General features: G+C 45.6%; 24 protein-coding genes. 10 read left to right on the forward strand and 14 right to left on the reverse strand.

What is annotated here, in order from left to right; translation table 11 throughout:
- Positions 1–101: 101 nt before the first annotated feature.
- From R8N49_RS09255 to R8N49_RS09265, 3 genes are read left to right on the forward strand one after another with little or no spacing between them, the layout of a single operon-like run.
- Positions 102–473 (forward strand): GntR family transcriptional regulator, encoded by a 372-nt coding sequence (locus R8N49_RS09255; protein WP_318189923.1) that lies wholly within the window; start codon positions 102–104, stop codon positions 471–473.
- Entirely contained in the window at positions 470–1,327 is an 858-nt protein-coding gene (locus R8N49_RS09260) for an ABC transporter ATP-binding protein (RefSeq protein WP_005383221.1), read from the forward strand. Before R8N49_RS09255 ends, R8N49_RS09260 begins: the two co-directional genes overlap by 4 nt.
- Positions 1,327–2,157, forward strand: coding sequence for a membrane protein (locus tag R8N49_RS09265; protein ID WP_047102488.1), 831 nt, complete (start codon positions 1,327–1,329; stop codon positions 2,155–2,157). Before R8N49_RS09260 ends, R8N49_RS09265 begins: the two co-directional genes overlap by 1 nt.
- A 100-nt stretch (positions 2,158–2,257) precedes the next feature.
- On the opposite strand, the gene gltS is transcribed toward R8N49_RS09265, so the two are convergent.
- On the reverse strand, positions 2,258–3,493 hold the full coding sequence (gltS, locus tag R8N49_RS09270; protein ID WP_005374448.1) for a sodium/glutamate symporter: 1,236 nt from the start codon (positions 3,491–3,493) through the stop codon (positions 2,258–2,260).
- 861 nt (positions 3,494–4,354) lie between these two features.
- On the opposite strand from gltS, the gene R8N49_RS09275 reads away from it, so the two are divergent.
- The 4 genes from R8N49_RS09275 (at position 4,355) to R8N49_RS09290 (ending at position 8,014) form a co-directional block, all read left to right on the forward strand.
- On the forward strand, positions 4,355–5,149 hold the full coding sequence (locus tag R8N49_RS09275) for a DUF4344 domain-containing metallopeptidase (RefSeq protein ID WP_132936200.1): 795 nt from the start codon (positions 4,355–4,357) through the stop codon (positions 5,147–5,149).
- Between the two features lie 24 nt (positions 5,150–5,173).
- On the forward strand, positions 5,174–5,560 hold the full coding sequence (locus R8N49_RS09280) for a thiol-disulfide oxidoreductase DCC family protein (RefSeq protein WP_054576513.1): 387 nt from the start codon (positions 5,174–5,176) through the stop codon (positions 5,558–5,560).
- Positions 5,561–5,735: 175 nt separating this feature from the next.
- Positions 5,736–7,397 carry a methyl-accepting chemotaxis protein gene (locus tag R8N49_RS09285; RefSeq protein WP_258490008.1) on the forward strand — a complete coding sequence of 554 codons (1,662 nt, stop codon included), beginning with the start codon at positions 5,736–5,738 and terminating at the stop codon, positions 7,395–7,397.
- 122 nt (positions 7,398–7,519) lie between these two features.
- Positions 7,520–8,014: a peptidylprolyl isomerase gene (locus tag R8N49_RS09290; RefSeq protein WP_005448882.1), complete on the forward strand. Its 495-nt coding sequence runs from the start codon at positions 7,520–7,522 to the stop codon at positions 8,012–8,014.
- Between the two features lie 117 nt (positions 8,015–8,131).
- On the opposite strand, the gene R8N49_RS09295 is transcribed toward R8N49_RS09290, so the two are convergent.
- From R8N49_RS09295 to R8N49_RS09330, 8 genes are all read right to left on the reverse strand, one after another.
- Positions 8,132–8,767: a DUF2268 domain-containing putative Zn-dependent protease gene (locus tag R8N49_RS09295; RefSeq protein ID WP_115386890.1), complete on the reverse strand. Its 636-nt coding sequence runs from the start codon at positions 8,765–8,767 to the stop codon at positions 8,132–8,134.
- Positions 8,768–8,835: 68 nt separating this feature from the next.
- Positions 8,836–9,627, reverse strand: coding sequence for a LytR/AlgR family response regulator transcription factor (locus R8N49_RS09300; RefSeq protein ID WP_053303980.1), 792 nt, complete (start codon positions 9,625–9,627; stop codon positions 8,836–8,838).
- Positions 9,628–9,642: 15 nt separating this feature from the next.
- Positions 9,643–10,665 carry a sensor histidine kinase gene (locus R8N49_RS09305; RefSeq protein ID WP_258490009.1) on the reverse strand — a complete coding sequence of 341 codons (1,023 nt, stop codon included), beginning with the start codon at positions 10,663–10,665 and terminating at the stop codon, positions 9,643–9,645.
- A complete protein-coding gene (locus tag R8N49_RS09310) occupies positions 10,666–12,012 on the reverse strand; it encodes a hypothetical protein (protein ID WP_258490010.1) in 1,347 nt (448 codons plus the stop codon). It lies immediately after the preceding gene.
- A gap of 45 nt (positions 12,013–12,057) precedes the next feature.
- A complete protein-coding gene (locus tag R8N49_RS09315; RefSeq protein ID WP_191116174.1) occupies positions 12,058–12,843 on the reverse strand; it encodes an outer membrane lipoprotein-sorting protein in 786 nt (261 codons plus the stop codon).
- Positions 12,836–14,104: an ABC transporter permease gene (locus R8N49_RS09320; protein WP_258490011.1), complete on the reverse strand. Its 1,269-nt coding sequence runs from the start codon at positions 14,102–14,104 to the stop codon at positions 12,836–12,838. Before R8N49_RS09320 ends, R8N49_RS09315 begins: the two co-directional genes overlap by 8 nt.
- The gene (locus tag R8N49_RS09325) at positions 14,092–14,790 is read right to left on the reverse strand and encodes an ABC transporter ATP-binding protein (RefSeq protein ID WP_005383201.1); all 699 of its coding nucleotides are present in this window, start codon (positions 14,788–14,790) and stop codon (positions 14,092–14,094) included. The genes R8N49_RS09320 and R8N49_RS09325 overlap by 13 nt, the downstream gene beginning before the upstream one ends.
- A 9-nt stretch (positions 14,791–14,799) precedes the next feature.
- Entirely contained in the window at positions 14,800–15,468 is a 669-nt protein-coding gene (locus R8N49_RS09330; protein ID WP_017189795.1) for a hypothetical protein, read from the reverse strand.
- 393 nt (positions 15,469–15,861) lie between these two features.
- On the opposite strand from R8N49_RS09330, the gene rodA reads away from it, so the two are divergent.
- Positions 15,862–16,944, forward strand: a complete 1,083-nt coding sequence (rodA, locus tag R8N49_RS09335) for a rod shape-determining protein RodA (RefSeq protein ID WP_186585557.1) — start codon at positions 15,862–15,864, stop codon at positions 16,942–16,944.
- Positions 16,945–17,017: 73 nt separating this feature from the next.
- Here the strand turns inward: rodA and R8N49_RS09340 are convergent, their stop codons facing one another.
- From R8N49_RS09340 to R8N49_RS09350, 3 genes are all read right to left on the reverse strand, one after another.
- The gene (locus R8N49_RS09340) at positions 17,018–17,734 is read right to left on the reverse strand and encodes a YebC/PmpR family DNA-binding transcriptional regulator (RefSeq protein WP_005374482.1); all 717 of its coding nucleotides are present in this window, start codon (positions 17,732–17,734) and stop codon (positions 17,018–17,020) included.
- A gap of 135 nt (positions 17,735–17,869) precedes the next feature.
- Positions 17,870–18,079 (reverse strand): DUF3283 family protein, encoded by a 210-nt coding sequence (locus R8N49_RS09345; protein WP_005374484.1) that lies wholly within the window; start codon positions 18,077–18,079, stop codon positions 17,870–17,872.
- 100 nt (positions 18,080–18,179) lie between these two features.
- Positions 18,180–20,078, reverse strand: coding sequence for an ATP-binding protein (locus R8N49_RS09350; RefSeq protein WP_017633805.1), 1,899 nt, complete (start codon positions 20,076–20,078; stop codon positions 18,180–18,182).
- 68 nt (positions 20,079–20,146) lie between these two features.
- On the opposite strand from R8N49_RS09350, the gene R8N49_RS09355 reads away from it, so the two are divergent.
- A complete protein-coding gene (locus tag R8N49_RS09355; protein WP_005374490.1) occupies positions 20,147–20,902 on the forward strand; it encodes a substrate-binding periplasmic protein in 756 nt (251 codons plus the stop codon).
- Positions 20,903–20,970: 68 nt separating this feature from the next.
- Here R8N49_RS09355 and ribA read toward each other — a convergent pair whose 3' ends face one another.
- Positions 20,971–22,032, reverse strand: a complete 1,062-nt coding sequence (ribA, locus tag R8N49_RS09360; protein ID WP_017635221.1) for a GTP cyclohydrolase II — start codon at positions 22,030–22,032, stop codon at positions 20,971–20,973.
- Positions 22,033–22,270: 238 nt separating this feature from the next.
- Positions 22,271–22,468 carry a PA3496 family putative envelope integrity protein gene (locus R8N49_RS09365; protein WP_005374493.1) on the reverse strand — a complete coding sequence of 66 codons (198 nt, stop codon included), beginning with the start codon at positions 22,466–22,468 and terminating at the stop codon, positions 22,271–22,273.
- Between the two features lie 361 nt (positions 22,469–22,829).
- Between R8N49_RS09365 and R8N49_RS09370 the strand changes: the two genes are divergently transcribed.
- Positions 22,830–23,678, forward strand: coding sequence for an ABC transporter ATP-binding protein (locus R8N49_RS09370; protein ID WP_186585558.1), 849 nt, complete (start codon positions 22,830–22,832; stop codon positions 23,676–23,678).
- Positions 23,679–23,680: the final 2 nt, after the last annotated feature.

Raw genomic sequence — 23,680 nt, forward strand, 5'->3', positions numbered from 1 at the left:
ATGAGACAGGCGGATACACTAGGTTTTAAATTATTACTTTCTCTCTAATGCACTAGGTGTTATACATATATATAACACCATCTCAACCAAGAGATTCACTCATGACTAATTGGCATGATCGCCAACCGATATTTCGACAGTTGGCAGACCAGATCACACAGCAAATACTGCAAGGTGTCTGGCAAGAAGGCGATGCTCTGCCCTCCGTCCGTAGCATCTCTGCAGATATGAAAATTAACCACCTCACCGTTATGAAAGGCTATCAATTGCTTGTTGATGACGGGCTAGTGGAGAAAAAACGCGGTCAAGGTATGTTTGTCGCTTCAGGAGCAAAGCTCAAATTACTCACAGACGAGAAGGCACGTTTTCTTCAGCAACAAATTCCGCAGATAGCCGACACAATACAGCGTCTGGATATGTCACTCGACGAATTCATTCAACAACTAAAACCACACTTGAAAGGTGACCAATGAGCGCATTAGTCAGTGTAAACAACGTCTCCAAGCAATATCAGCAACAAGGAGAAGCACTGCATGAAGTGAGTTTCGACCTACATGCAGGACAAGTACTTGGCTTACTCGGCCATAATGGCGCAGGTAAATCAACGCTTATTAATGCCCTACTCGGTGCACATGAATATCAGGGCACTATTCGTATCAACGGATTTGAACCTATTATGCAACGCGACAAGATAATGCAGAGCTTATCCTACATCTCGGATGTCAACGTTCTGCCAGATTGGATGACCGTTGCTCAACTGCTTAACTATACCGAGGGCGTGCATCCAGGGTTCAATCGCGCCCAAGCAGATACGCTACTTCGTCAAACGGACATCAAACCTCGTGCGCGTATCAAATCTTTATCCAAAGGGATGAAGGTGCAATTACACCTCGCGATTGTGATCGCGACCAACACCCAAATCCTCATATTGGATGAACCGACACTCGGGTTAGATCTCGTGTATCGCGAGACGTTTTATCGTCACTTATTGGAATGGTTTCACGACGGCGAGCGCGTGTTGATCATCGCCAGTCATGAAGTATCAGAGATTGAGCACTTGCTGACAGATGTTCTGATTCTTAAGCATGGTCGCCCCGTTCTGCAAACCTCGATGGACAGTATCAGTGAAGACTATTTCATTCTTGAAGCCAACGACGAGCACCGCACACAAATTGAAGCGATGAACCCACTCTCGTCACAAAAAGGCCTCGGTTCAACGAAATGGTTACTCAAAGCCCAGTATGCCCAACAAGCAGAAACAATGGGCTCCATCCATGGGGTGAAGTTAGCGGATTTATTTTTAGCATTGCAGAAGGAGGCAGCGTAATGCGTTCAGTTGTCGCGATGTTGCAAAAAGAGTGGTTAGAAAACCCTCTTGTTTTACGTATTCCACTGTTTGTGTTGGCGTGTGGAGTTATTCTCTTTGTGAGTTTAATGAGTAACGACACTCTACAACACAATATGTTTTTCCAAATGAGCTTTGGTGGCGATGTCAGTGACATTCACAAAGAGCTTGGTGATGATGTCAATACGTTGATAACCGGAGGAGCAGGGCTGCTGTCTATCTTGTTAGCCGTTCAGTACTTCCCAAGAACGCTACGCAAAGAACGGGCGGAAGGCAGCATTATGTTTTGGCGCAGTATGCCTGTCAGTGACATAAAAACCCATTTAGTGAAGCTAGGATTTGGCTTATTGGTGATTCCGCTCGTCTGCTCGGTGCTCGTACTCGCTGCAAATTTAATGTTGTGGTTGCTGAACATCTCTACTGATCACCAATTGGCTTTATTGTACCGCCAAGTCTCGTTAGGTTACGTGCTGCTGCATTGGGGAGAGTTTTTAATCAGAATGTTTTTCGCCGGTATTCTGCTGTTACCGCTGGCATTAACTGCGATGGCTATTTCACAAAAAGTGAACTCACCACTGGTCATTTTGTTTATCGCCATTTATGCGCTGCGTTGGATGCCTATCGCACTTTTTGGTTTCTACGGGCTAGATCAGTTTTTCTCCGAAGTGCTTTACCTTCCGCTGCACGCCATTATTACACCAAACCCATTCAATGCCATTCCTCAAGCGGGTTGGTTAAACGTTGGCATTTACGCCTTCATTGGTATTCTTGGTTGGACAGCTAGCCTCAAGTTCAGCCGAACTATCCAATAATGCTTCGTTCAATAAACGACCAAACCAAGTCATAAAAAAACGGTCACAACCAGTGTTGTGACCGTTTTTATTTCGCCTCTAGGAGCTCATCCACTTAACTTTAACCAAGGAATGAAATGTAGCCTTGCAAGATAATTAAGTTGACGATGTCGATAAAGAAAGCGCCCACAATTGGCACCACCATAAATGCTTGTGGCGACGGGCCAAATCGGTTAACGATTGAACCCATGTTCATTACGGCTGTTGGGGTTGCACCCAAGCCAAAACCGCAGTGCCCCCCTGCAATAACCGCAGCATCGTAGTTGCTTCCCATCACTTTGAACGTAACATAGTACGTAAAGATAGCTAAGACGACAGACTGCACAGCTAAAATAACCAAGAATGGAATCGCTAGATCAAAGATATTCCATAACTTCAAGCTCATCAGAGCCATCGCTAGGAACAGAGATAGCGATACCGTACCTAACATATCGACCGTTTCGGCATCTAACTTACGAATCTTGGTCACTTCCAAGAAATTCGTAATGATCACACCAATGAATAGCGCATATACGAAGTCTGGAATCATCAGCCATGAGATTTCATACGTGCTTACCCATTGCTCGACATACTTGGCCCCAGTAACACAGATCAGTAGGAAGAAGAGTTTCTCCACAACTTTTTTCGCCGTTACTTTATCTTCTTCGTATTCATTGTAAGTCACCAACTCCGGGAATTTCTCGTGAGTTTTGGCATCTCGACCACCACGACCATACTCAGACTCTATGCTGTTCTTTTCCACCAGACGCTGCGCTACAGGGCTACCAATGATACCGCCGATGATCAAACCAAAAGTCGCTGATGCCATTGCAATTTCTAAGACGTTATCCAATCCATACACGTCTTGAAAGGTTTGTGACCACGCAGCACCTGTACCATGACCACCTGACAGAGTAATCGAGCCAGCAATTAACCCCATCAAAGGATCTAAACCGAGCGCCGCCGCAAGTGAAACGCCAACGCCGTTTTGTATGATGATGTAAAACGATGCGACAGCTAAGAAGATAAAAACCTTCGCACCTCCTTTCATCAACTGAGTGTAATTTGCGGCCAAACCAACTGTCGCAAAAAACATTAACATAAACGTATTTTGTAATGGCAAGTCGAACTCTAAATCGATGCCGTTGAAATGAAGAGCAGTAATCATGCAGGCTACAATAAGACCACCTACAATCGGCTCAGGTATGTTGAATTTCTTTAAAATCGGTAGCTTAGCATTAATAAAATGCCCCAGGAAAAGCACACTGATTGCGACCAAGAAGGACTCCAGTGCACCTACAGATATTAAATGATTCATATCGCCTCTTATTATTGTTCTCTTCATTCTCCGTAATGAATGAGTGTTAGTTTAACCTTCGTTCAATAGCAAATTTTCTCGCTTTATTGTTTCGAAAATACTCAAAAAGTTGGTGTAGATGCGCCTTAGGCTAGTTTAAGGGGCGCTCCTTAAGCGATGTGTCAGTTTTTACGCTGTTAGCAAGCCCTTAAATGTGAAAGGAGCTGATACAGCTCCTTCAAATGGCCCCTCGCAATACCTGTGCGTTATCGCTTGGGGTGTTGTGTTGTGAGTAAATTCTGGGTGACACTTTCTGAACCACTTCGGGCTCCCTTACTTAAACAGAATGTGTCAATTACTATCAAACAAAGTTCCTTCCCGTTGTAACCGCTAAACGCCGAGAGCGCGTTCAAAACAATTGGGTTTGCCTGTTCCTGTCGTAGCTTTTCAACTCTGGCTCATGGTGTATAAACGAGCCGAATCCAAGGAAACTCTCAGGCTGCAACAAACGTTTTCGTCACAACGGAGCAGGATTATAACATATCGCTGATAATTTTCTTCAATTCAGTGACATTCACCAACCCCATGGTTAAACATTGCAATGATTAACTGCCTATTATCATTTTCACAGATAAAGATCGAAGCACAGTTACTCAGTAAGCTTCTTAGAAAACGATGCATAGCTAATAACTTCACCGCCGTTCTTATCCAAGAGGTCTTGATAAACGCCCTAGAGAACCAAGCAGCCGAAATATGCGATGTTATCATGATTGCTTTTCGAGACCGACGTCCCGACTTTGGCTATGAGTACAACCCCAACTATGCATCAGACAAAAACATGTATAATTTTTTATACAAGTTATTCAATAACAAGAGTCCCACATGAACATTCATTCGCTTTGCCCTGCGCTATTACTCAGCGTCGTCTCATCAGCTACAGCATCTGAAAACATTCGTATTCAATATTCTCCCATAGAAACAACTCATGAAAAAATCGCCCAACAATCGATTCAAAGCAGCGATGTAAACACCATCTTTGTTGAGCTGTCTCAGGCCTACTTTCCATTTGATAAAGCTCTCACGCTGGTTTACGGCGGAGAAGATGGTCCAATGTATGATCCTGATACACACACAATATACGTTCCTTACACTTTTTATTTGGAGTCGCTCAATTACTTCTCCAATAATCAGTATGAAGAACGCTTCGGAAAATCCCCAAAAACAGGGGCGCTAGATACGTTATTGCACACTTTACTTCATGAAGCTGGACATGCTTACATCGAAGATCAAAGCATCCCTGTTCTCGGAAAAGAAGAAGATGCGGTCGATAATTTTGCCACTATTTTAATGATTGACTTCCTAGAAGATGGCGCAGATATGGCCATTAGCGCCGCCGACATGTTCGCATTCGAATCCGACGACAGACCGGACTACTACGATTTTGGCGAGTACATTGACGAACACAGCTTTGATTTGCAGCGTTACTTTTCAACGTTATGTCTGGTGTACGGTAGTGATCCTGAGCAATACAAAGCCTTACTCGATGAAGTAGAAAAAGACTACCTGCGTGATCGCAAAGAGTTCTGCCAATTCAATTACGGCAACATTCGCGACAATTGGCTGCATTACTTGCAAAACAATGAACCAAAAGAAAATTCGCCACGTAAAAGCGATTAGAAAATCTCAAATAAGAAAACCGCAATGACAAAACTCACCATATTTTATGACGGAACCTGCCCGCTTTGTGCCAAAGAGATGAAGGCGCTAAAACAACGCGATTCCAAGCAGCACATCAAAACCGTCGATATCTATAGTGATGCATTCGCAGATTATCCGCAGATCGATCCTGAACAAGCCAACACCATTTTGCACGCCCTCAACGAAAAGGGGGAGCTTCTGCTTGGGTTGGACGTGACTCATCGTGCGTGGCAATTAGTTGGTCGCGGTTGGCTCTACGCTCCACTGCGTTGGCGCCTCGTTAAACCTGTTGCTGACTGGCTTTACCTCAAATTCGCAAAGAATAGGTATCGCGTCTCATATTGGTTAACAGGGACTTCTCGTTGCAATAGTGGGTCGTGTTCACGTTAATTGTGATCCCGCTTAAAAATGCTACGACCTTCGTCTAGATTTACAAATTTCCAGTACTTCTGATTGAGTAACTCGGTTAATCTCTAAGCATTACAACAATAAGTATTAACACTTTTATCAGGCAAGCTTATTCAGCTTGTCACTTGTAACGCTGCGCCGAGAGAAGGACGTCTCTATGAATCTGACGATCAGAAAACGACTATATATCCTTTCAATAATTCCAATTCTAACTATGGCAATAGGCATGATGTGGTTCACCTACGTACAAACCACGGCCTACAACGAGCACGAGATTGAGCAAACTCGAAGTCGAATGATGGAGATGAAAAAAGCCGAACTCAAAAGCTACGTACAAATGGCGCGTTCCGCTGTCGAGCCGCTACTCGCACAAAATGCCCCACTGGAAGAGGCTCTGCCTATCTTGAAACAACTAGAGTTTGGTCAATCCGGCTACATCTTTGGTTATGATTCAAAAGGCGTTCGTGTCGTGGTGGGTAAAAACACCAAAGGCATCGGGGAAAACTTCTATAACTTGCAGGACAAGAAAGGCAATTACCTGATTCAGGATTTGATCAAAAATTCCAAAACTGGTGAGTTCACGACTTATTACTTCCCGAAACTCGGTCAGAACGAAGCACTACCGAAATTGAGCTACTCGGTCTTTATTCCTGAATGGGATTTAATGTTGGGTACAGGCTTCTACACTGATGATATCGACGCCATTGTGGCAAACATGGAAGAAGCCGCGCATCAGGCCCTCAACACCACACTGACGGCTATTGCTCTGTTCTGTGTTTCGATTGCAGCCATCGTAGCGGTCTTCGCGGTGTTTGTTAACCGCAGCATCATGAAGCCTATCGAGCAGTTTGATGCTTCAATTCACTCTTTCGCGCAAGGCGATGCAGACTTAACCGCGCGCATGGAAGAATCAAGCGTGCCGGAATTCACTCAGTTGAGCCGTAACTTCAATATCTTTGTTGAAAGCCTGCAAGGCATCATCAAGAGCGTGAGCCACGTAGGGCAAGAAGTGGTTTCAGAAACCAACGACATGTCACAGCGAGCATCGCAAGTGGACGAATTGGCTTCTGGTCAGCGTGAAGAGACCGAACAAGTCGCAGCGGCAATGACCGAGATGACAGCAACGGCGCACGAGATTTCCAGCAACGCTAACCAAGCGGCGCAATCCGCCAAAGACGCCGATGAAAATTCACAGCAAGCGAAACACATTGTTGATTCCGCAGCAAACTCTGTCGAAGCGCTCGCTCTAGAAGTATCGGAAGCCAGCACAGTGATTTCTCGTTTAGAGAGCGATGTACAAAACATCTCTTCTTCGCTAGAAGTGATTCAAGACATCGCCGAGCAAACCAACCTATTGGCACTAAACGCAGCCATTGAAGCAGCCCGTGCAGGCGAACAAGGTCGCGGCTTCGCAGTCGTTGCCGATGAGGTCCGTAAACTGGCGAGTCGCACTCAAGACAGCACAGGCGAAATTCACCAAATGATTGAGCAGTTGAAGTCTGGCTCGGATGCAGCAGTGAAAGCCATGGGTTCAAGCCAAGCGCGTGGTGAAGCAACCGTTGAGGAAGCACGAGCAGCCTCTGCCGCACTGCAAGAAATCCAAGCCGCGATTGCTAACATCATGGACATGAACACCCTGATCGCAACGGCAACTGAAGAGCAAAGCCAAGTTGGGCAAGAGATTTCACAACGCATCGAAGTCATCTCTCAACAAAGCAGCCAATCGGCGCACCTTGCCAACCAAAACCGAGCAGGCAGTGGCAACCTTAACCACAAAGCTAACGAGCTGTACGACTTGGTCGGCCGCTTTACGGTTTAAAGCTTTCCTCACCCATTCACCATGCAAACAGCGACGCCAAAACGTCGCTGTTTTTATTTCTGCTATCCTCATACGACTTAGCTATAATGCCGCCAACTTAGCACCTACAAGGGCAAAACCAGATGATTATTATGACCACCAATTTCGGTGACATCGAGATTGAACTGAACCTAGAACGAGCGCCAGTTAGCTCAAAGAACTTCAAAAAATACTGTGAAGATGGCTTCTACAACGGCACCATTTTCCACCGCGTTATCGATGGCTTTATGATTCAAGGTGGCGGTCACACCGAAGACATGGCAGAAAAGCCAACGCGCGCACCAATCGCGAACGAAGCAAACCGTGGTCTTAAGAACCTTGTTGGCACTATCGCAATGGCACGAACCGATGCACCGCACTCTGCAACAGCACAATTCTTCATTAACTTGGAAGACAATGATTTCCTAGACCACACCGCTACTACCAACCTAGGCTGGGGCTACGCCGTGTTTGGTAAAGTGACCGCGGGTATGGATGTCGTAAACCGCATCGCGAAAGTGAAAACGACCTCTAAACTTGGTCACGATGATGTGCCATGCGATCCAATCATTATTGAGAAAGTGACAGTCAGCGAATAAGCCCATTCGCCTCTTCGGAGAAACCGTCGCTATAAAACGAAGAAAGCGCCTAACGTCTGATGACTTAGGCGCTTTTTGTTTTTATGACTCAGCCGATTAGTTTGGCTTGTGCCAGAGTTATTGATAGAAAAGCTCGGCTTTTGCTCCGACTAAATCAAGCTCGGAGCCTTGAAAATCAGCCAGATATTCAACAACAAGGTTGTACCCAACCCAATACCCCATGTATTTCGGCCAGCGGCTTTCATCGCTGCCAAGAAAGTAAGCATCGAAGTTGTAATCTAGGCTGGTCAGCTTGTCTTTCATTTCAGCGTAGAAAGGGCGCCAATCTTGATCTTTGATTTGCTCAAACAAACTCGGAGTGACGCCGCCATTCACCTTACGTTCGAAGTGACAAGCTAACCCTTCCATAATTAGTACATCACCAAGTGCAACGCCACTTTCTCCCGCTCGCATACGGAACAGGTGATGCAACTCATGCGCTAACACCGCAGCTAGTTCTTTCTCAATAACGTTTTTAATATCAGTACGTTGAGTATCAAGCAGAATCTCTACACGATAGGCACTTAAGCAATAGCCACCAATCCCCGTCTGCGGTACGTCATTGCGATCAAACGGGCTAATGGTGAGGTCAATGTTACTCAAATCAAAGTAACTAGAAAGTTGTGAGCTCAGATCATCAAGTTTCTGATGCAAATACTCAGAGATTGGAGACAGTTCTCCCGTCGCATTTAACAGGGTTACGCGATAACTCATTTATCTTCCTTGATAATGTGGGTTAAGAGCAGCGAGTTTACAGTGTAAAGAGTGAGCAGTTCTAGCGATTACATCCCTTTGAACAAACTTTGAGATGCACGACTCACCGGAAGCTTAGTTTCTCCAACGTGAACAAACATTCTTCCAGCAAAGTCTTTGTTTACTTTGCTAATTTTGCACACTTGCACAACGCTTGAACGGTGTACTTGCCAGAACTGTTCTGGGTTAAGCTGCCCTATCAACTCTTTCAACGATGTGCGAATCAAATACTCCTGCACTTTGCCTTGTCCTTGTTGGGCATACACAGAAACGTATTTTTCTTCCGCTTTGAAATACAACACATCAGACGTGGCGATCAGATGAATGTCTTCCCCTTGCGTCGCTTTGATCCACTGAAGATATTGCGGCGTTTGTGGCGCGGATAATTGCTGCAACTGCTCTAACAGGCTGCTCATCTGCACATTACTGCTTTCTTGCTCTCGCTTAGCAAGGCGTGCTTTCACTCTTTCACACGTCGTCAGGAGGCGCTCATCCGAGATAGGCTTGAGCAAATAATCGGCGGCATTTTGCTCAAAAGCTTTGATGGCGTAATCATCGTACGCTGTGACAAACACAATCAAAGGTGGATTGGCGAGTTGATTGAGTTTTTGCGCTAATGTCATACCATCCAAAACTGGCATACGAATATCGAGAAACGCAATATCAGGTTGACTTTGCTCAATGGCTTGCAACGCTTGTTCACCATCGGCGACTTTGGCTATCACCTCTAGCTCTGGCCACACTTCAGCTAGGCTTTTATCAAGATGACGCCTCAATAACGGTTCATCATCAGCAATAATGGCAGTAAACCCTGTATTCATTCCTTTCTTCCTTGATTACGATTCCATTGGCCAGCGCAAGCGAACACAAACGCCACCCTGAGCAGACTCACTGATAGAAACCTCTCCTTGACCTGCGAACAAAGCTTCAACTCGCTGCTTGAGATTACTTAGACCCACGCCAGACCCCATGTGCCCACTCACGTGATTCAAGCCAACACCTGTGTCTCTGACTTCAATCTTCAAGTTCTGTTGTTCGCGCTTAATGAGTAAGCTGACTTCGCCACCTTCTCGCTTCGGTTCAATACCATGGATGATGGCGTTTTCGATTAAAGGTTGGAGCATCATCGGCGGTAACTCGGTTCTGCCTAGTCCCTCTTCAACCTCAATCTTGTAGCTGAGTCGGTCACCCAAACGGGTTTGTTGGATGCTTAAGTAAGCCTCAAGTAACGCCGTTTCATTGTCTATGGTGGTGTGTTCTTCGCGTGAGCTTTTTAGCGTTGCTCGCAGCAGCGCGGTCAACTGTTCTAGCATCAGCTTGGCTTTATCGACATCTTGCGACATGAGCGCGCTGATATTCGCCAAGGTATTGAATAGAAAATGCGGTTCAATCTGGCTTTGCATCTGCTTAAGCTGACTCAGCAAGAGCGCACGATCTTGCTCTGCTTTCTCGCGCTTGATGGCTTCCAACTCTCGTTGAGCAACCGCCTCTTTCTCACGCGAGTAAAAATAGAAATAACACATACCGCTAAACAGTAATCCCATTAAGCCAACAGGGATCATATCGGAGATACCAAAATACTCTCCGAGCCAAAATTGCGCATTAATCACCCCAAACAATAAACAGGCAACAAGCGAACACACCACTTCTATTATACGTGGGATGGTTGGAAATAAACGGTCAATCAACCATGAGAAGAAGATAGCCGAATAGCCAAATCCAAAGCTAACCGCCACATGAATGTAAAATGGACCGCCCCAAACCGAGAGCGTCATTGCTGCGATAAAGAGACAAAATGCCGTGGTCACTAATAAGCTACGCGGCCATCCACTTTTCACCACTGATTTTGCTGAACACATTTAGAATTTCCCTTTGATGTTAAATACAATCATATGCTTATCATTGATTTGTGCGTAAGCAGATTGGTCGTCTCCGGTTAAAAAGCGTGCGGCAACTTCCACTTCTACACTTTGATCACCATTATCAATCCATTGGTAGTTAAGCCACTGCGTGATAATCACACCACCATCTTGTGGCGACAACATCACATCCAACGTAGGGGTTACATCACTTAGCCAGCCCATATCCGCTTTACCGTTCCATGCAGCCCACGCTTCCACATCCCAACTCCAGTGCAGCATTACGTTATGCTGAACGATATTGGCATGCTGAAACCCTTGGGCATAGCTTGTCGCAAGTAGAGCGCTGCTAGCCAACAGAGAGTTGTTAGGTTCAGGGATCTGAGAGAGTAATTCGCCACGCTCTATTGCTTGTTGCCATTCGCTTTTCGACCATGCTCGGCTGTCGTACCAATATTCAGCAATCACGTTGTGTCCGGCTTGGTTTGCCCAGTTCACCCCAACTAAGGCTTGGAATGCGCAGCCCTGCTCCTCAACCGAAACAGGTTGGTAGAGATCATCCTGCTGAAACTGATAGCCGACACTTTGCTTTTGCCACAGCATTGCTCCGTGCATGGCGATGGATTCATCCCACACCGCAATGGCACTGGCGCCAAGCAAACCTCGGCGCACATCATCGTAATAACCAATCAGCTGATATTCTGTGTCACCCACCAGCGCATAACGACGAATACCAATACCTTGTTGCTCTGCGGCTTGATCAAGTGCACTTTGGTTTTGTTGCCCCCAGCTTGAATCGGTCGCAATGACGGTCCACTCGCCGGCCATATCATAGTGTGAAAGTGAAAACACACCCGCCCCCTCTTCTGCGACTAAGCCAACAGGGTTTTGTCGATAAGGCTTAAACAGATCCAAAGGTCGGTAGCCATAACCGACGCCCCAATCCACACGCAACTTACCTAAACTCACATCCAGAGTGGTATCACCGACTTGCCATTCCCCTAGCCAAGCCAGCTCTCTAATCAGCAACTGGTTATCAGCTTCACTCCACCAGTCACTCTCACCTTGTTGATTGAGGTACAAACCTTGGCTATACAGAGCGAACAAACCACTGAAGTTCTGATAATTCACCTGCACATCCAACAGTGCATTAAGTGAATCACGAGAACTGCTCTGCGCCTGCATAAATGCGCTATCACGCTGCTTGACCGTTTCGTAACTGACAGCCCAATCCCACTCAAAACTCAGTTCATCATTGGCAAAAGCAGGGGCTGACGCGCCCACACACAATGAGGCAGCAATCAACAAACTGGTGCTTTTGTTAAGGTTAGGCTGGTGCGATTTCATGTAACTTCCTTGCTCGTTTTCATGGTTCTATTTACGGAGTTCAGGCTAAAGCTGAGTCGTATTGGCTTTAGGCAGATAGCTTGGGTTGTAGAACTTGTTATCCAGTTGCCAAGGCACGATTTCTTGATACTCGATAACGGTCTTTTTGCTCGGCTGAATGCTATCGAGCAAGGTCATCTCACTGACGTAGTCTTCACCGTTGTCAGTTGCACGTCCGTATTGCGCTTGCTTGGCGAGTTTGCCAGAGCGCAAGTAAAGATCAGCTTTAATTGGAAACGCATCTTGCTCAGACAACCACAAGTCGATCTTCTGATAGCTCGCCCCTTTGGTTTTCGCGGTTAAAGCAAGGTGATAAGCCGCGACACTTTCCCCGTTTACCGAAACGGTTTCTGTCGCTTTCCATTCACCTTGATAATCTTGGCTCCACGTCAGCGTTGAGATGTCGCCGATAGACGCTTCACCAAGCAGCTTTTGCATTGGCGTAATGCGAATCGGACGGCGGCTCTTCGGCATTTGTAGCCAATAGTTGTCGCCCATCATCAACATCTTTTGCCCTGCTTCAACCGCCGATTTGAATACCACCAGCGATTCACGATTTGGACGCGTGTACACGTGGTAAAGGCGAGTTTTATCTAATTCTTGGTCTTGATATAAGCGCACCAGTGACACCACTTTGGAGGAATCATCTTGCAAGCGGTAGCTGTCGGCTTTTTCAATCAATTGCGCGACTTGCTGTGCATCTAACGCTGTTTCATTCGCACTGGCATTCATGCTTACAACGCCGCTTGCCGTCAGCAATGCAATTGGTAATAGTGATTTGAAATTAAACATAAATCAGTGCCTCCGTAATTGGCTTGTTCACCCCTTTGCGCGCCGAGAAAAACGCCGCAACCAAACAAATCATCAATACTGCGAATCCTGCGACAGCCACCAGCTCCCAAGAGAAGTAAATCGTTAATGGGTAACCTTCTGTGCGTCCTGGCGGTGGCGGCATTTGCACATCCACGACCATCAGTAAGACGGTAACTAACCCAGTAAACAAAGCGCCAATTAAGCTGCCAATAACCGCAAGCAACCCTGCTTCGCGCAAGAACCCAGCAATGATTTCGCGAGGGTAGCTACCAAGTGCTGACAAGGTGCCGATTTCACGGGTGCGTTCCGTGACCGACATGGTCATGGTGTTAAACAGCGCGACAAATACCACCAGTGCCATTACTGCGCCCATGATGCCGAAGATACGGTCGTACAAATCTTTCACTTTGAGATAGAAGAACGCACGTTCTTGCCAAGGCGTGATCTCAATATCTTGCTCGCCAAAGTTCTGCTTTTGCTTACTCAGAACCGAAGCCACTTGTTGCTCGACTTGGCTCGTTAAACTGGTGTCGAACAGGAAGACCGATAACGCGCTGACTTTGTCTGAGCCCAACAACGATTGTGCGCTGTTGATGTGCACGTAAAGCTGGCGTTTATCAAGCTCAGGCACGCCTGTTGAATAGATGCCACGAACTTTGAAGTCATACGCGTTCAATGCGCCGTCGGTAGTGGTCGCCAGCAAGGTAATCCAGTCGCCAACGTGCACGCTTAGGTTGTTCGCCAAATCAACACCGAGCATCACTTCTGGCTCCGCTGGGTCATAACGCGATGCATGAATGTTGGACAGCGTCTGCCCTTCGCGCACATCCAAAAACGGTCCTTTCATATCGAATTCACGTTCGTTCACGCCAATGCCAATAAAGATAGATGATTTGTTACCGTTGGAAATCAAACCACTGAACTCAACTCGTGGTTGCACACCTCGCACTTCATTCAACCCAATCAATTGCTTGGTAATGTCGTCTGCATGAGTTAAACCGTTACTCAGTGGCATCTCTTCTTCTTTGGCGAAGTAACCCGGTGTGGTTAACGTCAGATGCCCCGTGTCACGCGCTGTCGACTCTTTCAAACTGTCGTAGGTGTACAGACCAAAACCGCCCGCACTGGTTAACGCAAACACGGCAATGGCAATGATCAACATCGACAACAAACTGCGACGGCGATTGCGTTGCAGGTTCAACCAAGCAAGGCGAACCGAAACGGGAATTAGCTTGCCCATGAAACCTCCTCCACACTTGCGTGCGTTTGGGTGATTTTGCCATCCACCAACTCAATGGTTCGATCGCAGCGAGATGCCATACGAGGGTCGTGTGTGGCGACGATAAAAGTGGTGCCAAGCTCGTGTCCGAGCCCTTTCATGATATCGATGACCTTATTGGCAGTTTGGCTATCAAGGCTTGCAGTGGGTTCATCGGCAATCACCAACGCCGGTTTGTGTACTAACGCACGAGCAATTGCCACACGCTGCTGCTGACCTCCCGACAAGTTATCGGGCATGTGATGAATAAACTCGCCCAAGCCAACGTGTTCTAGCATTTGTGTGGCGAGCTCGGTTTGTTCTGCTTTTGAAAAGCCGTTGAGATGCAGCGGATACGCCACGTTCTCTAGCGCCGTCATCACGGGCACAAGATTGAATTTTTGGAACACAAAGCCAAGCTTTTCGCGGCGCATTTTCGCCGCTTGCATTTGTCCGGTTGGGTATGGGCTGCCTGCAAATGTCACCTGACCTTGGTATTGAGTATCCAGCATGCCAAGCACGTTAAGTAAGGTGCTTTTGCCTGAGCCAGACGGTCCGCATAATGCCACCATTTCGCCGGAAAACACTTCACCAGACACGTCTCGCAATGCACGTACCGTTTGGCTACCAAGGGCGTAATCACGGCTAAGTTGATTAAATACGATCATGGCGCCTCCCTAATATTTCGCTAACAACGCTTTTGCGGTTTGCGTTTCTAGATTGCTATCACCTAACTGCTCCATTTGCGCCAACCATGTTTTGGCTTGTTGAACATCTTCAGCTCTTAGTGCTGCTTCAATGGCGTAGCGATAAATCCAAGACGTTGCGGCGAAAGGTTGCTGACTAAAACTCGGTTCATCGAGCAGAGAAAGGTACAGCTCGTAGCCACGCTCAAAGTGATTGAACATGTCTGGCAGAGAGGTAAACGTAGTAGCTGCCATGGCGGTGGCTAATTGGTATTCCGGCAAGCCTTGTAAGCGCTGTTGCTCTTGCAGTGGAACTGGCTGATTCGCCATTAAATCCAAACCTTTTTGGATAGTGGCAAGACCGCGCTCGGTGAACTTCATCTTGTTCCAAGGCATAAACGCCTCACGACCTTGCAACGTCTCCGCACTGCCCAAGTAAACCAAGGTCACCGGCGTTGCGCCTTGCTCTTCGAGTTGTTTGGATAATTCGCCGTAAACGGTATCAACTAAGCCAGAGTCACCTTGCGCTGCTTGGTTGAATTGACTGAGTGTGCGCTCACTTGGATTAGCCAGAGCCAGATTGCTGCTAAGTGCAAATGCGGCGATAAACGTACTTGCCAGTTTAAGAGCTTTGATTGAGCGAGATTGAGAAACCATCATGTACTGTCCTTAGTTGAACGTGATTTGATGGTTTCAGATTAAGGGAGAAGGTCGCACGCTGCTTTTGCATGCGACCAATGGCAGTTATGCAGAGTGAATGGTATTGAGAGAGGATGAATGACATTCACTTAAACAGAAAATACAATTCCGCTCATTCGTAACGCTACATTTTTACGGCAGTCACAATAAAAACACTAGCTTAAAATCTGAGGCTAGTGTATTTATCCATCTCACAACTACCCATAACAGACAGTGTCGCACTCTCCTTTCTTACACACCTTTGCATGGTGTCTGTTGTTTCCGAATCGAGATTCTTAGCATCGGAATAGTTTGAACTCTTCGAGTTTTAGTTGTTTTCGCACTCAAAATAGGTGCGTTATTAGGTCGTTGAAAATGAATAAGCGTTATTTCCCAAGAGTTGATTTGCCACTGCTAATGGCGATCATTCCGATCATGCTGTTAAGTTCGCTCACTCTCTGGAGTGCCAGTAGCTTTAATGAGGCGATGCTCTTCAAACATTTGGCGCGCTGCGGACTGACATTAGTTTGTATCTTGGTCATGTCCTCGATTCCAGCGTCCAGCTATCAGCGCTCAGCTCCATATCTCTACATTATTGCGGTTGCTCTGCTACTTGCTGTCGCTTTATTTGGTGATAGCACCAATGGCTCTCAACGTTGGCTCGATATCGGCTTCTTCCGCTTTCAACCGTCTGAGCTAATCAAACTTTCCATTCCAATCATGATCGCCTGGATGCTGCATATTGAAGGAGGTCGACCAGACAGTCGGAAAATTGCGTTTTGCTTACTTATTACAATGATTCCTGCTGGGTTAATCGCGCTACAACCGGACTTAGACGGTGCAGTTTTTACCATCATTTATGCATTGTTCGTTTTGTTTTTGGCTGGCATGAGCTGGAAAATAATCTGCGGGTTTATTGCGAGCATTTTAACGTTAACACCTATTTTATGGTTCTTCGTTATGGAAACCTATCAAAAGAGCCGTGTAACACAGTTCTTGCACCCTGAGTCCGATCCACTGGGTTCGGGCTACCAAATCATCCAATCTTTGATTGCGATTGGCTCAGGCGGTATGAAAGGCAAAGGTTGGATGAATGCAACGCAGGGAACACTTGGCTTTATTCCAGAAAGTCATACGGACTTTATTTTTTCGACCTATGCGGAAGAATGGGGCTTTGTTGGCAGTTTAGTCTTACTCGCATTGTACTTGTTTATTACTGCACGCGTTATGTTGCTTGCATGTCAGTCTGACCACTTTTTTAGTCGGCTGGTAAGTGGCGCATTAGCGATGAGCTTTTTTCTGTATGCTTTTATCAATACGGGCATGGTGAGTGGCTTGTTGCCAGTAATGGGTAGCCCACTTCCCTTCTTTAGCTATGGCGGCACGGCGATGCTAACTCAAGGTATCTGTTTTGGTGTAATCATGTCGCTGTGTTATTCCAAATATCGTAACGCATAGCTCTGCTTGAGAAAAAGCGATCAAAAAAAGGCTTCCCTGAGGAAGCCTTTTTACAACGATATGAGCGAATTAATTACAGCTCTGCGTTGTGGTAAACCTGCTGAACATCATCACAGTCATCTAGAAGATCTAGGAATTTCTGGAACTTCTCAGCATCTTCACCCGATACAGGCGTATGAGTTTGCGGAACGAATGTGATTTCTTCAACATCGATCGTTAGATCTGGGAATGCACCGTTAAGCGCAGTTTTTGTTTTGAAGAATTCAGTGTGAGGTGCGAATACAGTGATAACACCGTCTTCTAGCTCAACGTCAGTAACGTCTACGTCTTCCATCATTAGCGTTTCTAGGATGATTTCATCATCGTCGCCTTTGAACTGGAATACCGCTTGGTGGTCGAACATGTGAGAAACCGAGCCCTCAACACCAATTTTCGCACCGACTTTCACAAAGCATTGGCGTACATCTTGGAAAGTACGGTTGCCGTTGTCTGTTAGACAGTCAACGATAACGCTAGTACCGCCAGGGCCGAAGCCTTCGTAACGTGCAGGAGTGTAGTCTTCACCACCGCCACCGTTCGCTTTGTCGATCGCTTTATCGATAACGTGCGCAGGAACTTGGTCTTTTTTCGCTTTTGCGATCAGGTGTTTCAAAGACAAGTTCATGTCTGGATCACCACCACCGTTTTTCGCGCACATGTAAATTTCTTTACCGTATTTGGAATAAACTTTAATTTTCGCGCCTGCAGTTTTCGCCATAGAGGCTTTGCGCACTTCAAAACTTCTTCCCATCGGGATGTCTCTCTAAATTCAAATTTAATGCGAAGGATTTTAGCAAAAAGCGAAACCTTTTCAATTTCGCTTAGCAAAGGAATAGGGAGGTTACCTCATTCGTCACATTGGATTGAACCATTGCCACGGTTCGCGTTAAGCGACACCCATTACTCGTTTGTACTTTTCGACCGATTGCTGAAAAAACGCCTTTTCATCAGCATCGTTAATCTTGGACAACTGTTCTTCTATTGCTTCAGGACCAGATTTGGCCTCTCTGAGCTTCCAAACCAAAAACGACGCCTGCTTATCCAGTTCGATTTTGTTTTTTTCGTCAGGCGGCAATAGGGATAGATTAAACGACATTCACAGCCTCAAGGTACTTTAAATACTAGCCGGGCACTATATCACACAGAGTTACAATTACAGAATAGAAACGCACTTAACTTGATCGATTTCAAGTTAACTATTTAGGCACAGCGCTGATTTTCAGTGCTTTTGGCAAATGCTGTTCGAATATTTGTTGTAATCGAGTCTTGGTAACGGGTTTAGCCACGAACTCGTTCATCCCAACATCGAAGCAATGTTGCTGATCCTCTTTAATGACATTGGCACTTAGCGCAATAATTGGAACGTGTTTCCCCCACTCTCCCATTTTTCGAATTCGCTCCGTAGCAATAAACCCATCCATCACAGGCATTTGGCAGTCCATAAAAATCAAATCGAAAGGCTGCTGATCACACAGCTGCAATGCTTCTTCGCCATGGTTGGCAACACTCACTCGCACACCCAGTTTTTCTAACATGATGCGAACTACCTTCTGATTGACGATGGTATCTTCAACAACCAATACCCAAGGTTTATCATTATCTTGAGGGCTGATTTCGTTGTCTTCCGCTTTCGGGAAATCTAATACATTAAGTTGGTCGGTATAGGTCGATTGCGCATTTATTACAGCAACAGGAATCGAAAATTCAAAACAGCTTCCCAGCCCAAGCTCACTTGTTAGTTGTATTTCCCCTCCCATCAAGTTAACCAACTGTGCAGCTATCGCCAAACCAAGCCCTGTCCCACCATACTTTCTGGTGGTACTACCATCAGCTTGTTGGAAGCGTTCGAAGATTGCTTGTTGGTGCTCTTTCGCAATACCAATACCAGAATCCACAACCCGAAACCGGATATGAGCGGTCTCTCCATCAAGTCGAGATAACGCTACAAGAAGCTTCACATGGCCGCGCTCGGTAAATTTAATCGCGTTGCTCAACAAATTGTTCAGAACTTGTTTCAATCGTGTGGCATCACCTTGCACTTCCATTGGCAAGTGAGGATCAATATCGCTGAGCAGCTGTAAGTTTTTCTGCTTGGCTTTGACACTATGTAAACTGATGACATCGTCAAGTAGCTCGCGAAGATCATAGCTCGTGTATTCCAGCTCTACTTTGCCAGCTTCAACTTTAGAGAAGTCCAAAATGTCGTCGATGATCGTCATTAGTGAGTGAGAAGAACTGTCAATGATCTCTACAAACTCTTTTTGCTGGGGATCGAGGTCGGTGTCATTGAGCAACGACGACACACCAATAATGCCATTCATCGGTGTGCGGATCTCATGACTCATAGTGGCAAGAAACTCACTTTTCTTACGATTAGCGACTTCTGCCCTATCGCGTTCAGCCTCTAACTCAGTCTGGTGCTCTTTCACTTTCTCAACACTTCGGTTGTATTTCTCTGCCAAAACACTCACTTCATCAAAGCACCATCGTTTAGGGAGAGTCACTTTACTCGGCACTGTACCGCCACGAAAATCGCTCACCGCACCAGACAGCAATTGTAACGGATTGACCAACAAGCGAAACGCCACCCAAAGAACACCAATGATGAGAACAAGAATTTTGATCGCTTCTGTCGTAAGTAGAAAAAAGAACTGCTGCCAAAGATCTTCATATATCGCGCTAAGATCCGATTGAACCGTTAATATCGCGAGATCATACGTTTTATCGCCGACCCGATACTGCATCGGCCAGCTTCTCTCGACAACATCCTCAGAAAGCGCCGAACCTAATTCAATGATAACTTCGTCTTCACTAGCAATACGTAAGTAGTCCACCGAGGGCATACGCATTGCACCTTGAGCTTGTGTCAGCAACAGCTCCCTATCCTCTACCCACAAACTCGCAGAAAAGCTCGATAAATAGCTAGACTCAACCTGCTTTAATTCAACATCTAAATGGGCTAAATCTTCGTGAAAAACTCGATATAAGCTCACTGTAGAAATGATGACCGTAAAGATTAAACTCAACGTTAATACCGCCAACATAAGTTGGTTGCCGATACTAAAACGACGTTGAGATCGCTCTTTTTCATCCATATGAAACCGCTCCGATAAACTTGCGCTACTCTAAATATAGCTACGCACAAATAATAATCGAGGATACGATGAAAAGACTTCTACTTAGATTGGCTTTTAGCTTAATTGTTGTAAGTTCTCATGTGACCGCAAATCAAGTGAACTATTACGTCATTGCTGAACAAGCTCGACCATTTCAAATTGAACAACAGGGACAAATGCACTCCGGAATTGTGACCGATATCGTCAGCGCTATCTTCGCGGAGTCGGATTACCAAGTGAATTATCACACTTATCCATTTAAGCGCATGATTTCCATATTGGAAGAAGGCGCTGAGCCAAACTGGTTAACTTATGGCAGCCCGAACTGGGGCAAGGTGCAATCGGAAAATTTATCTGAGGAGCCCATTTACACTGTAAAACATGTACTGGTGTCGAGTAGCGAGAAGCCTTTAGAATTCAAAAATATGGATACGATGCATGGTCGTTCTATTGTATTACTGCTGGGGTTTGATTATCCAAATTTAACACCGTTCTTTGAAAATGGCAGTGTCAATGAAATGCGTGTGAAAGACTACAACGCCGCATACCGAGTGATAAGCCGAACCCCTGGAGATACAGCTTTTGTCGAGATGGAATCCCGAGTCCTTTACAACTTAAAGCGACTCAATTTGCCGTTAGAGAATTTTCAGATACAGCCTTTCAGCTCGGTTATTCCTGACTACTCAATCTACCTGGCTTTTTCACCTCAAATGCAACCAGAAACTCAAAATTACATCAATACACGACTCGTTGAATTAAAAGCCTCAGGGGAAATTGATGAAATCATTCAAAAGTATCAATGAATCAACTCATTAACAAAAACGCCAACGATGATACGTTGGCGTTTTTGTTTCTGGGAAATCTGTAGCACTTACTTAGTGTGGTTAACAAACTTAGGATCAAACATGTGCCCCAATTTACTCGCCTTGGTTTGCAGGTAATGTTGATTACTTGGGTTATTCCCTTCTTGTAATGGCACTCGTTCAATGACGTTAATATCAACCGCTTTTAAGGCGGCGAGCTTGCGTGGGTTATTCGTCATTAGACGCACAGCGTCAATCCCCAAATGCTCTAGCATTCCTTTACAGAACGCGTAATCACGCATATCAGCGGCAAAACCTAAACGCTCATTTGCTTCCACGGTATCTGCGCCATCATCTTGTAGGTGATAGGCACGAATTTTATTAATCAAGCCGATTCCACGCCCTTCTTGACGTAAATAAAGCAGCACGCCACATCCCTCTTTGACGATGTTTTGTAGCGCTCTATTAAGCTGAAAACCACAGTCACAACGCGTGCTAAATAGAGCATCTCCGGTAAGACACTCCGAATGCAACCGAATAAGTGGTGCTGCACTTTTTGTTGGCTCGCCATAGACCAGAGCAAGATGCTCTTTATTTGTCGCGGCTTCAATAAAGCCGTACATCATAAATGTGCCCCACTGGGTGGGCAATTTGGCTTTATCGATAAACTTCACGAGATTGTAAGGCTCAACATGTCTCAGCTCTGCTCGAACATTCATCAGAATCTCTCCTAGATGATTTTCTCCTTTACCATCTCCCCCGTCTCCCCAAAAGGCATCTTTATGAGAATGCTCTGTTAGGCAAGCATTACCCGTTCTCATTAATTGCTGCGCTAATGGTGGATTTTGTAGAAACTTTTCCCTAACGATGAAAGCCATAACAGCCAACTTTATATCGTCCCAATCGCTTCTGACAAAGTGTTCGTATTTACGGCTTAAAGCAAACGCTTCATCAGGGGTGCTTGCGTGCTGAATTTTACTTTGCAACTGAGCATCGAGAAACTTTTGGGCTTGGTAATAATGTTCGCTGGTGGGCCAAGTTTGGGAGGAGATATTGACTGGGGCATGGCAAAAATTTGAGAGAAAACCGTGGGGTTCATCGGGCTCATAAAAAAGGATTTGATCAACCATACTTGCGCTCCTTGCTTTGTGGTTGCGATAATCAACAAAAAGCATATCGCTACTGATATATCTAGTAACACAAGGTCAGATTGTCAAACTTCTTCGGGACGGGACGTGAGTGTGAAACTCGTGCTTTTGAGGCGCAAGACAGATAAATGGAGGGTTTGAATAAGAGAGTAATAGAGTGAAAAAATAAAAAGGGCAGTCCGTCGACTACCCTATGGGTTGCTAAACCAACCTGAGGCGATCAGTGTATCAAGCCAAGCTCCCTTGCTTCTTCAATGGTCAACCCACTTTCACGGATCTCACGTAACGCTTCAATGCGTCTTCTGGCTTCTGCTGATTTCACTGTTTTCTCTGGCTTCACAACGGTTTCCTCATCAGGTAATTCCCATTTGTGAGCGATGTTGGTCATCTCGTCATGGTCGATAGAATTAATGGACATATTTCCTCCGAACACACCATGTTTTCGATGCGTAATCTATAGCAAAACCGGAACAAGGTGGTAAGAAAAACTGTAGGGAAATGTGACCCCTCCCGCCCTTTCGTTAACTCCTTAATAGATTCATCATTTAAGTTTTGCCAAGGGACAAATTTACGATTAAATTTGAGTAATTCCCCCTACGAAAAGTGTGCTGATCTAGCTCTCAATTCTGCTCTTCTTTAGTTTTATCAACGACGCATTACACCACTTCCTGTTTCACCTAACTTTCGAGTCACTTCACTGATTCATAGTTTGATACTTTCTAAAAACCGCCACACCTGATAATGATAATAATTATCTTTTAGATTGGTAAGGTGTTTATATGGATGGTATTAACTTAAGTCATGCATACCACAATGACCCGGTCATCCAGATCCGAGATTTGTGCGTCGATTACATCACTGATAATGGTGATTTTAATGCGGTAAAGTCCGTCAGCTTTGATATCGGCAAAGGCGAAGTATTTGGTCTTGCCGGTGAATCTGGATGTGGTAAAAGCACAATCGCATTCTCAATAAATCGTCTTCATAAGCCGCCAGCGTTCATTTCTGGCGGTAAAATATGGTTTGATGGCAAAGATATCCTTAGTATCTCAGACTCTGAACTGACCGCTCTAAGGTGGAGTGAAATCGCCATGGTGTTCCAGAGCGCGATGAACTCACTCAACCCTGTCTTAACGATACAAGAGCAATTTGCAGATGTGTTACGACACCATCAAGGCCTCACTAACGCTCAAGCAAAAGATAGAGCAGAAAAGTTGTTGGACTTGGTCAATATTCCTCGAGAACGCTTAGCAGAATATCCTCATCAATTTTCAGGAGGAATGCGTCAGCGGTTGGTGATAGCCATTGCTTTGTCTCTAAATCCAAAACTGATCATTATGGATGAACCCACAACAGCATTAGATGTAGTGGTACAGAGAGAAATTTTACAGCAAATTTATCAGCTTAGAGATGAGTTCGGTTTTTCAGTCCTCTTTATCACTCATGACCTGGCACTCATGAGCCAACTATGTGATCGAATTGCAATCATGCGTCACGGAGAAATCGTCGAAGTCAATCGAGCATACGATATACGCAATCAGCCTCAACACCCCTACACGCAAAAGCTATGGGCTTCTTTCCCAAACATCCATGACGTCCAAAAACAACCAGAGTTACAAGGAGCGTAACC

The sequence above is a fragment of the Vibrio sp. 1978 genome, assembly GCF_033344345.1.

Coding starts and splice junctions, on each gene's coding strand:
- R8N49_RS09255 (WP_318189923.1), top strand. CDS start 102: ATGACTAATTGGCATGATCGCCAACCGATATTTCGACAGTTGGCAGAC.
- R8N49_RS09260 (WP_005383221.1), top strand. CDS start 470: ATGAGCGCATTAGTCAGTGTAAACAACGTCTCCAAGCAATATCAGCAA.
- R8N49_RS09265 (WP_047102488.1), top strand. CDS start 1,327: ATGCGTTCAGTTGTCGCGATGTTGCAAAAAGAGTGGTTAGAAAACCCT.
- gltS (WP_005374448.1), bottom strand. CDS start 3,493: ATGAATCATTTAATATCTGTAGGTGCACTGGAGTCCTTCTTGGTCGCA.
- R8N49_RS09275 (WP_132936200.1), top strand. CDS start 4,355: ATGAACATTCATTCGCTTTGCCCTGCGCTATTACTCAGCGTCGTCTCA.
- R8N49_RS09280 (WP_054576513.1), top strand. CDS start 5,174: ATGACAAAACTCACCATATTTTATGACGGAACCTGCCCGCTTTGTGCC.
- R8N49_RS09285 (WP_258490008.1), top strand. CDS start 5,736: ATGAATCTGACGATCAGAAAACGACTATATATCCTTTCAATAATTCCA.
- R8N49_RS09290 (WP_005448882.1), top strand. CDS start 7,520: ATGATTATTATGACCACCAATTTCGGTGACATCGAGATTGAACTGAAC.
- R8N49_RS09295 (WP_115386890.1), bottom strand. CDS start 8,767: ATGAGTTATCGCGTAACCCTGTTAAATGCGACGGGAGAACTGTCTCCA.
- R8N49_RS09300 (WP_053303980.1), bottom strand. CDS start 9,627: ATGAATACAGGGTTTACTGCCATTATTGCTGATGATGAACCGTTATTG.
- R8N49_RS09305 (WP_258490009.1), bottom strand. CDS start 10,665: ATGTGTTCAGCAAAATCAGTGGTGAAAAGTGGATGGCCGCGTAGCTTA.
- R8N49_RS09310 (WP_258490010.1), bottom strand. CDS start 12,012: ATGAAATCGCACCAGCCTAACCTTAACAAAAGCACCAGTTTGTTGATT.
- R8N49_RS09315 (WP_191116174.1), bottom strand. CDS start 12,843: ATGTTTAATTTCAAATCACTATTACCAATTGCATTGCTGACGGCAAGC.
- R8N49_RS09320 (WP_258490011.1), bottom strand. CDS start 14,104: ATGGGCAAGCTAATTCCCGTTTCGGTTCGCCTTGCTTGGTTGAACCTG.
- R8N49_RS09325 (WP_005383201.1), bottom strand. CDS start 14,790: ATGATCGTATTTAATCAACTTAGCCGTGATTACGCCCTTGGTAGCCAA.
- R8N49_RS09330 (WP_017189795.1), bottom strand. CDS start 15,468: ATGATGGTTTCTCAATCTCGCTCAATCAAAGCTCTTAAACTGGCAAGT.
- rodA (WP_186585557.1), top strand. CDS start 15,862: ATGAATAAGCGTTATTTCCCAAGAGTTGATTTGCCACTGCTAATGGCG.
- R8N49_RS09340 (WP_005374482.1), bottom strand. CDS start 17,734: ATGGGAAGAAGTTTTGAAGTGCGCAAAGCCTCTATGGCGAAAACTGCA.
- R8N49_RS09345 (WP_005374484.1), bottom strand. CDS start 18,079: ATGTCGTTTAATCTATCCCTATTGCCGCCTGACGAAAAAAACAAAATC.
- R8N49_RS09350 (WP_017633805.1), bottom strand. CDS start 20,078: ATGGATGAAAAAGAGCGATCTCAACGTCGTTTTAGTATCGGCAACCAA.
- R8N49_RS09355 (WP_005374490.1), top strand. CDS start 20,147: ATGAAAAGACTTCTACTTAGATTGGCTTTTAGCTTAATTGTTGTAAGT.
- ribA (WP_017635221.1), bottom strand. CDS start 22,032: ATGGTTGATCAAATCCTTTTTTATGAGCCCGATGAACCCCACGGTTTT.
- R8N49_RS09365 (WP_005374493.1), bottom strand. CDS start 22,468: ATGTCCATTAATTCTATCGACCATGACGAGATGACCAACATCGCTCAC.
- R8N49_RS09370 (WP_186585558.1), top strand. CDS start 22,830: ATGGATGGTATTAACTTAAGTCATGCATACCACAATGACCCGGTCATC.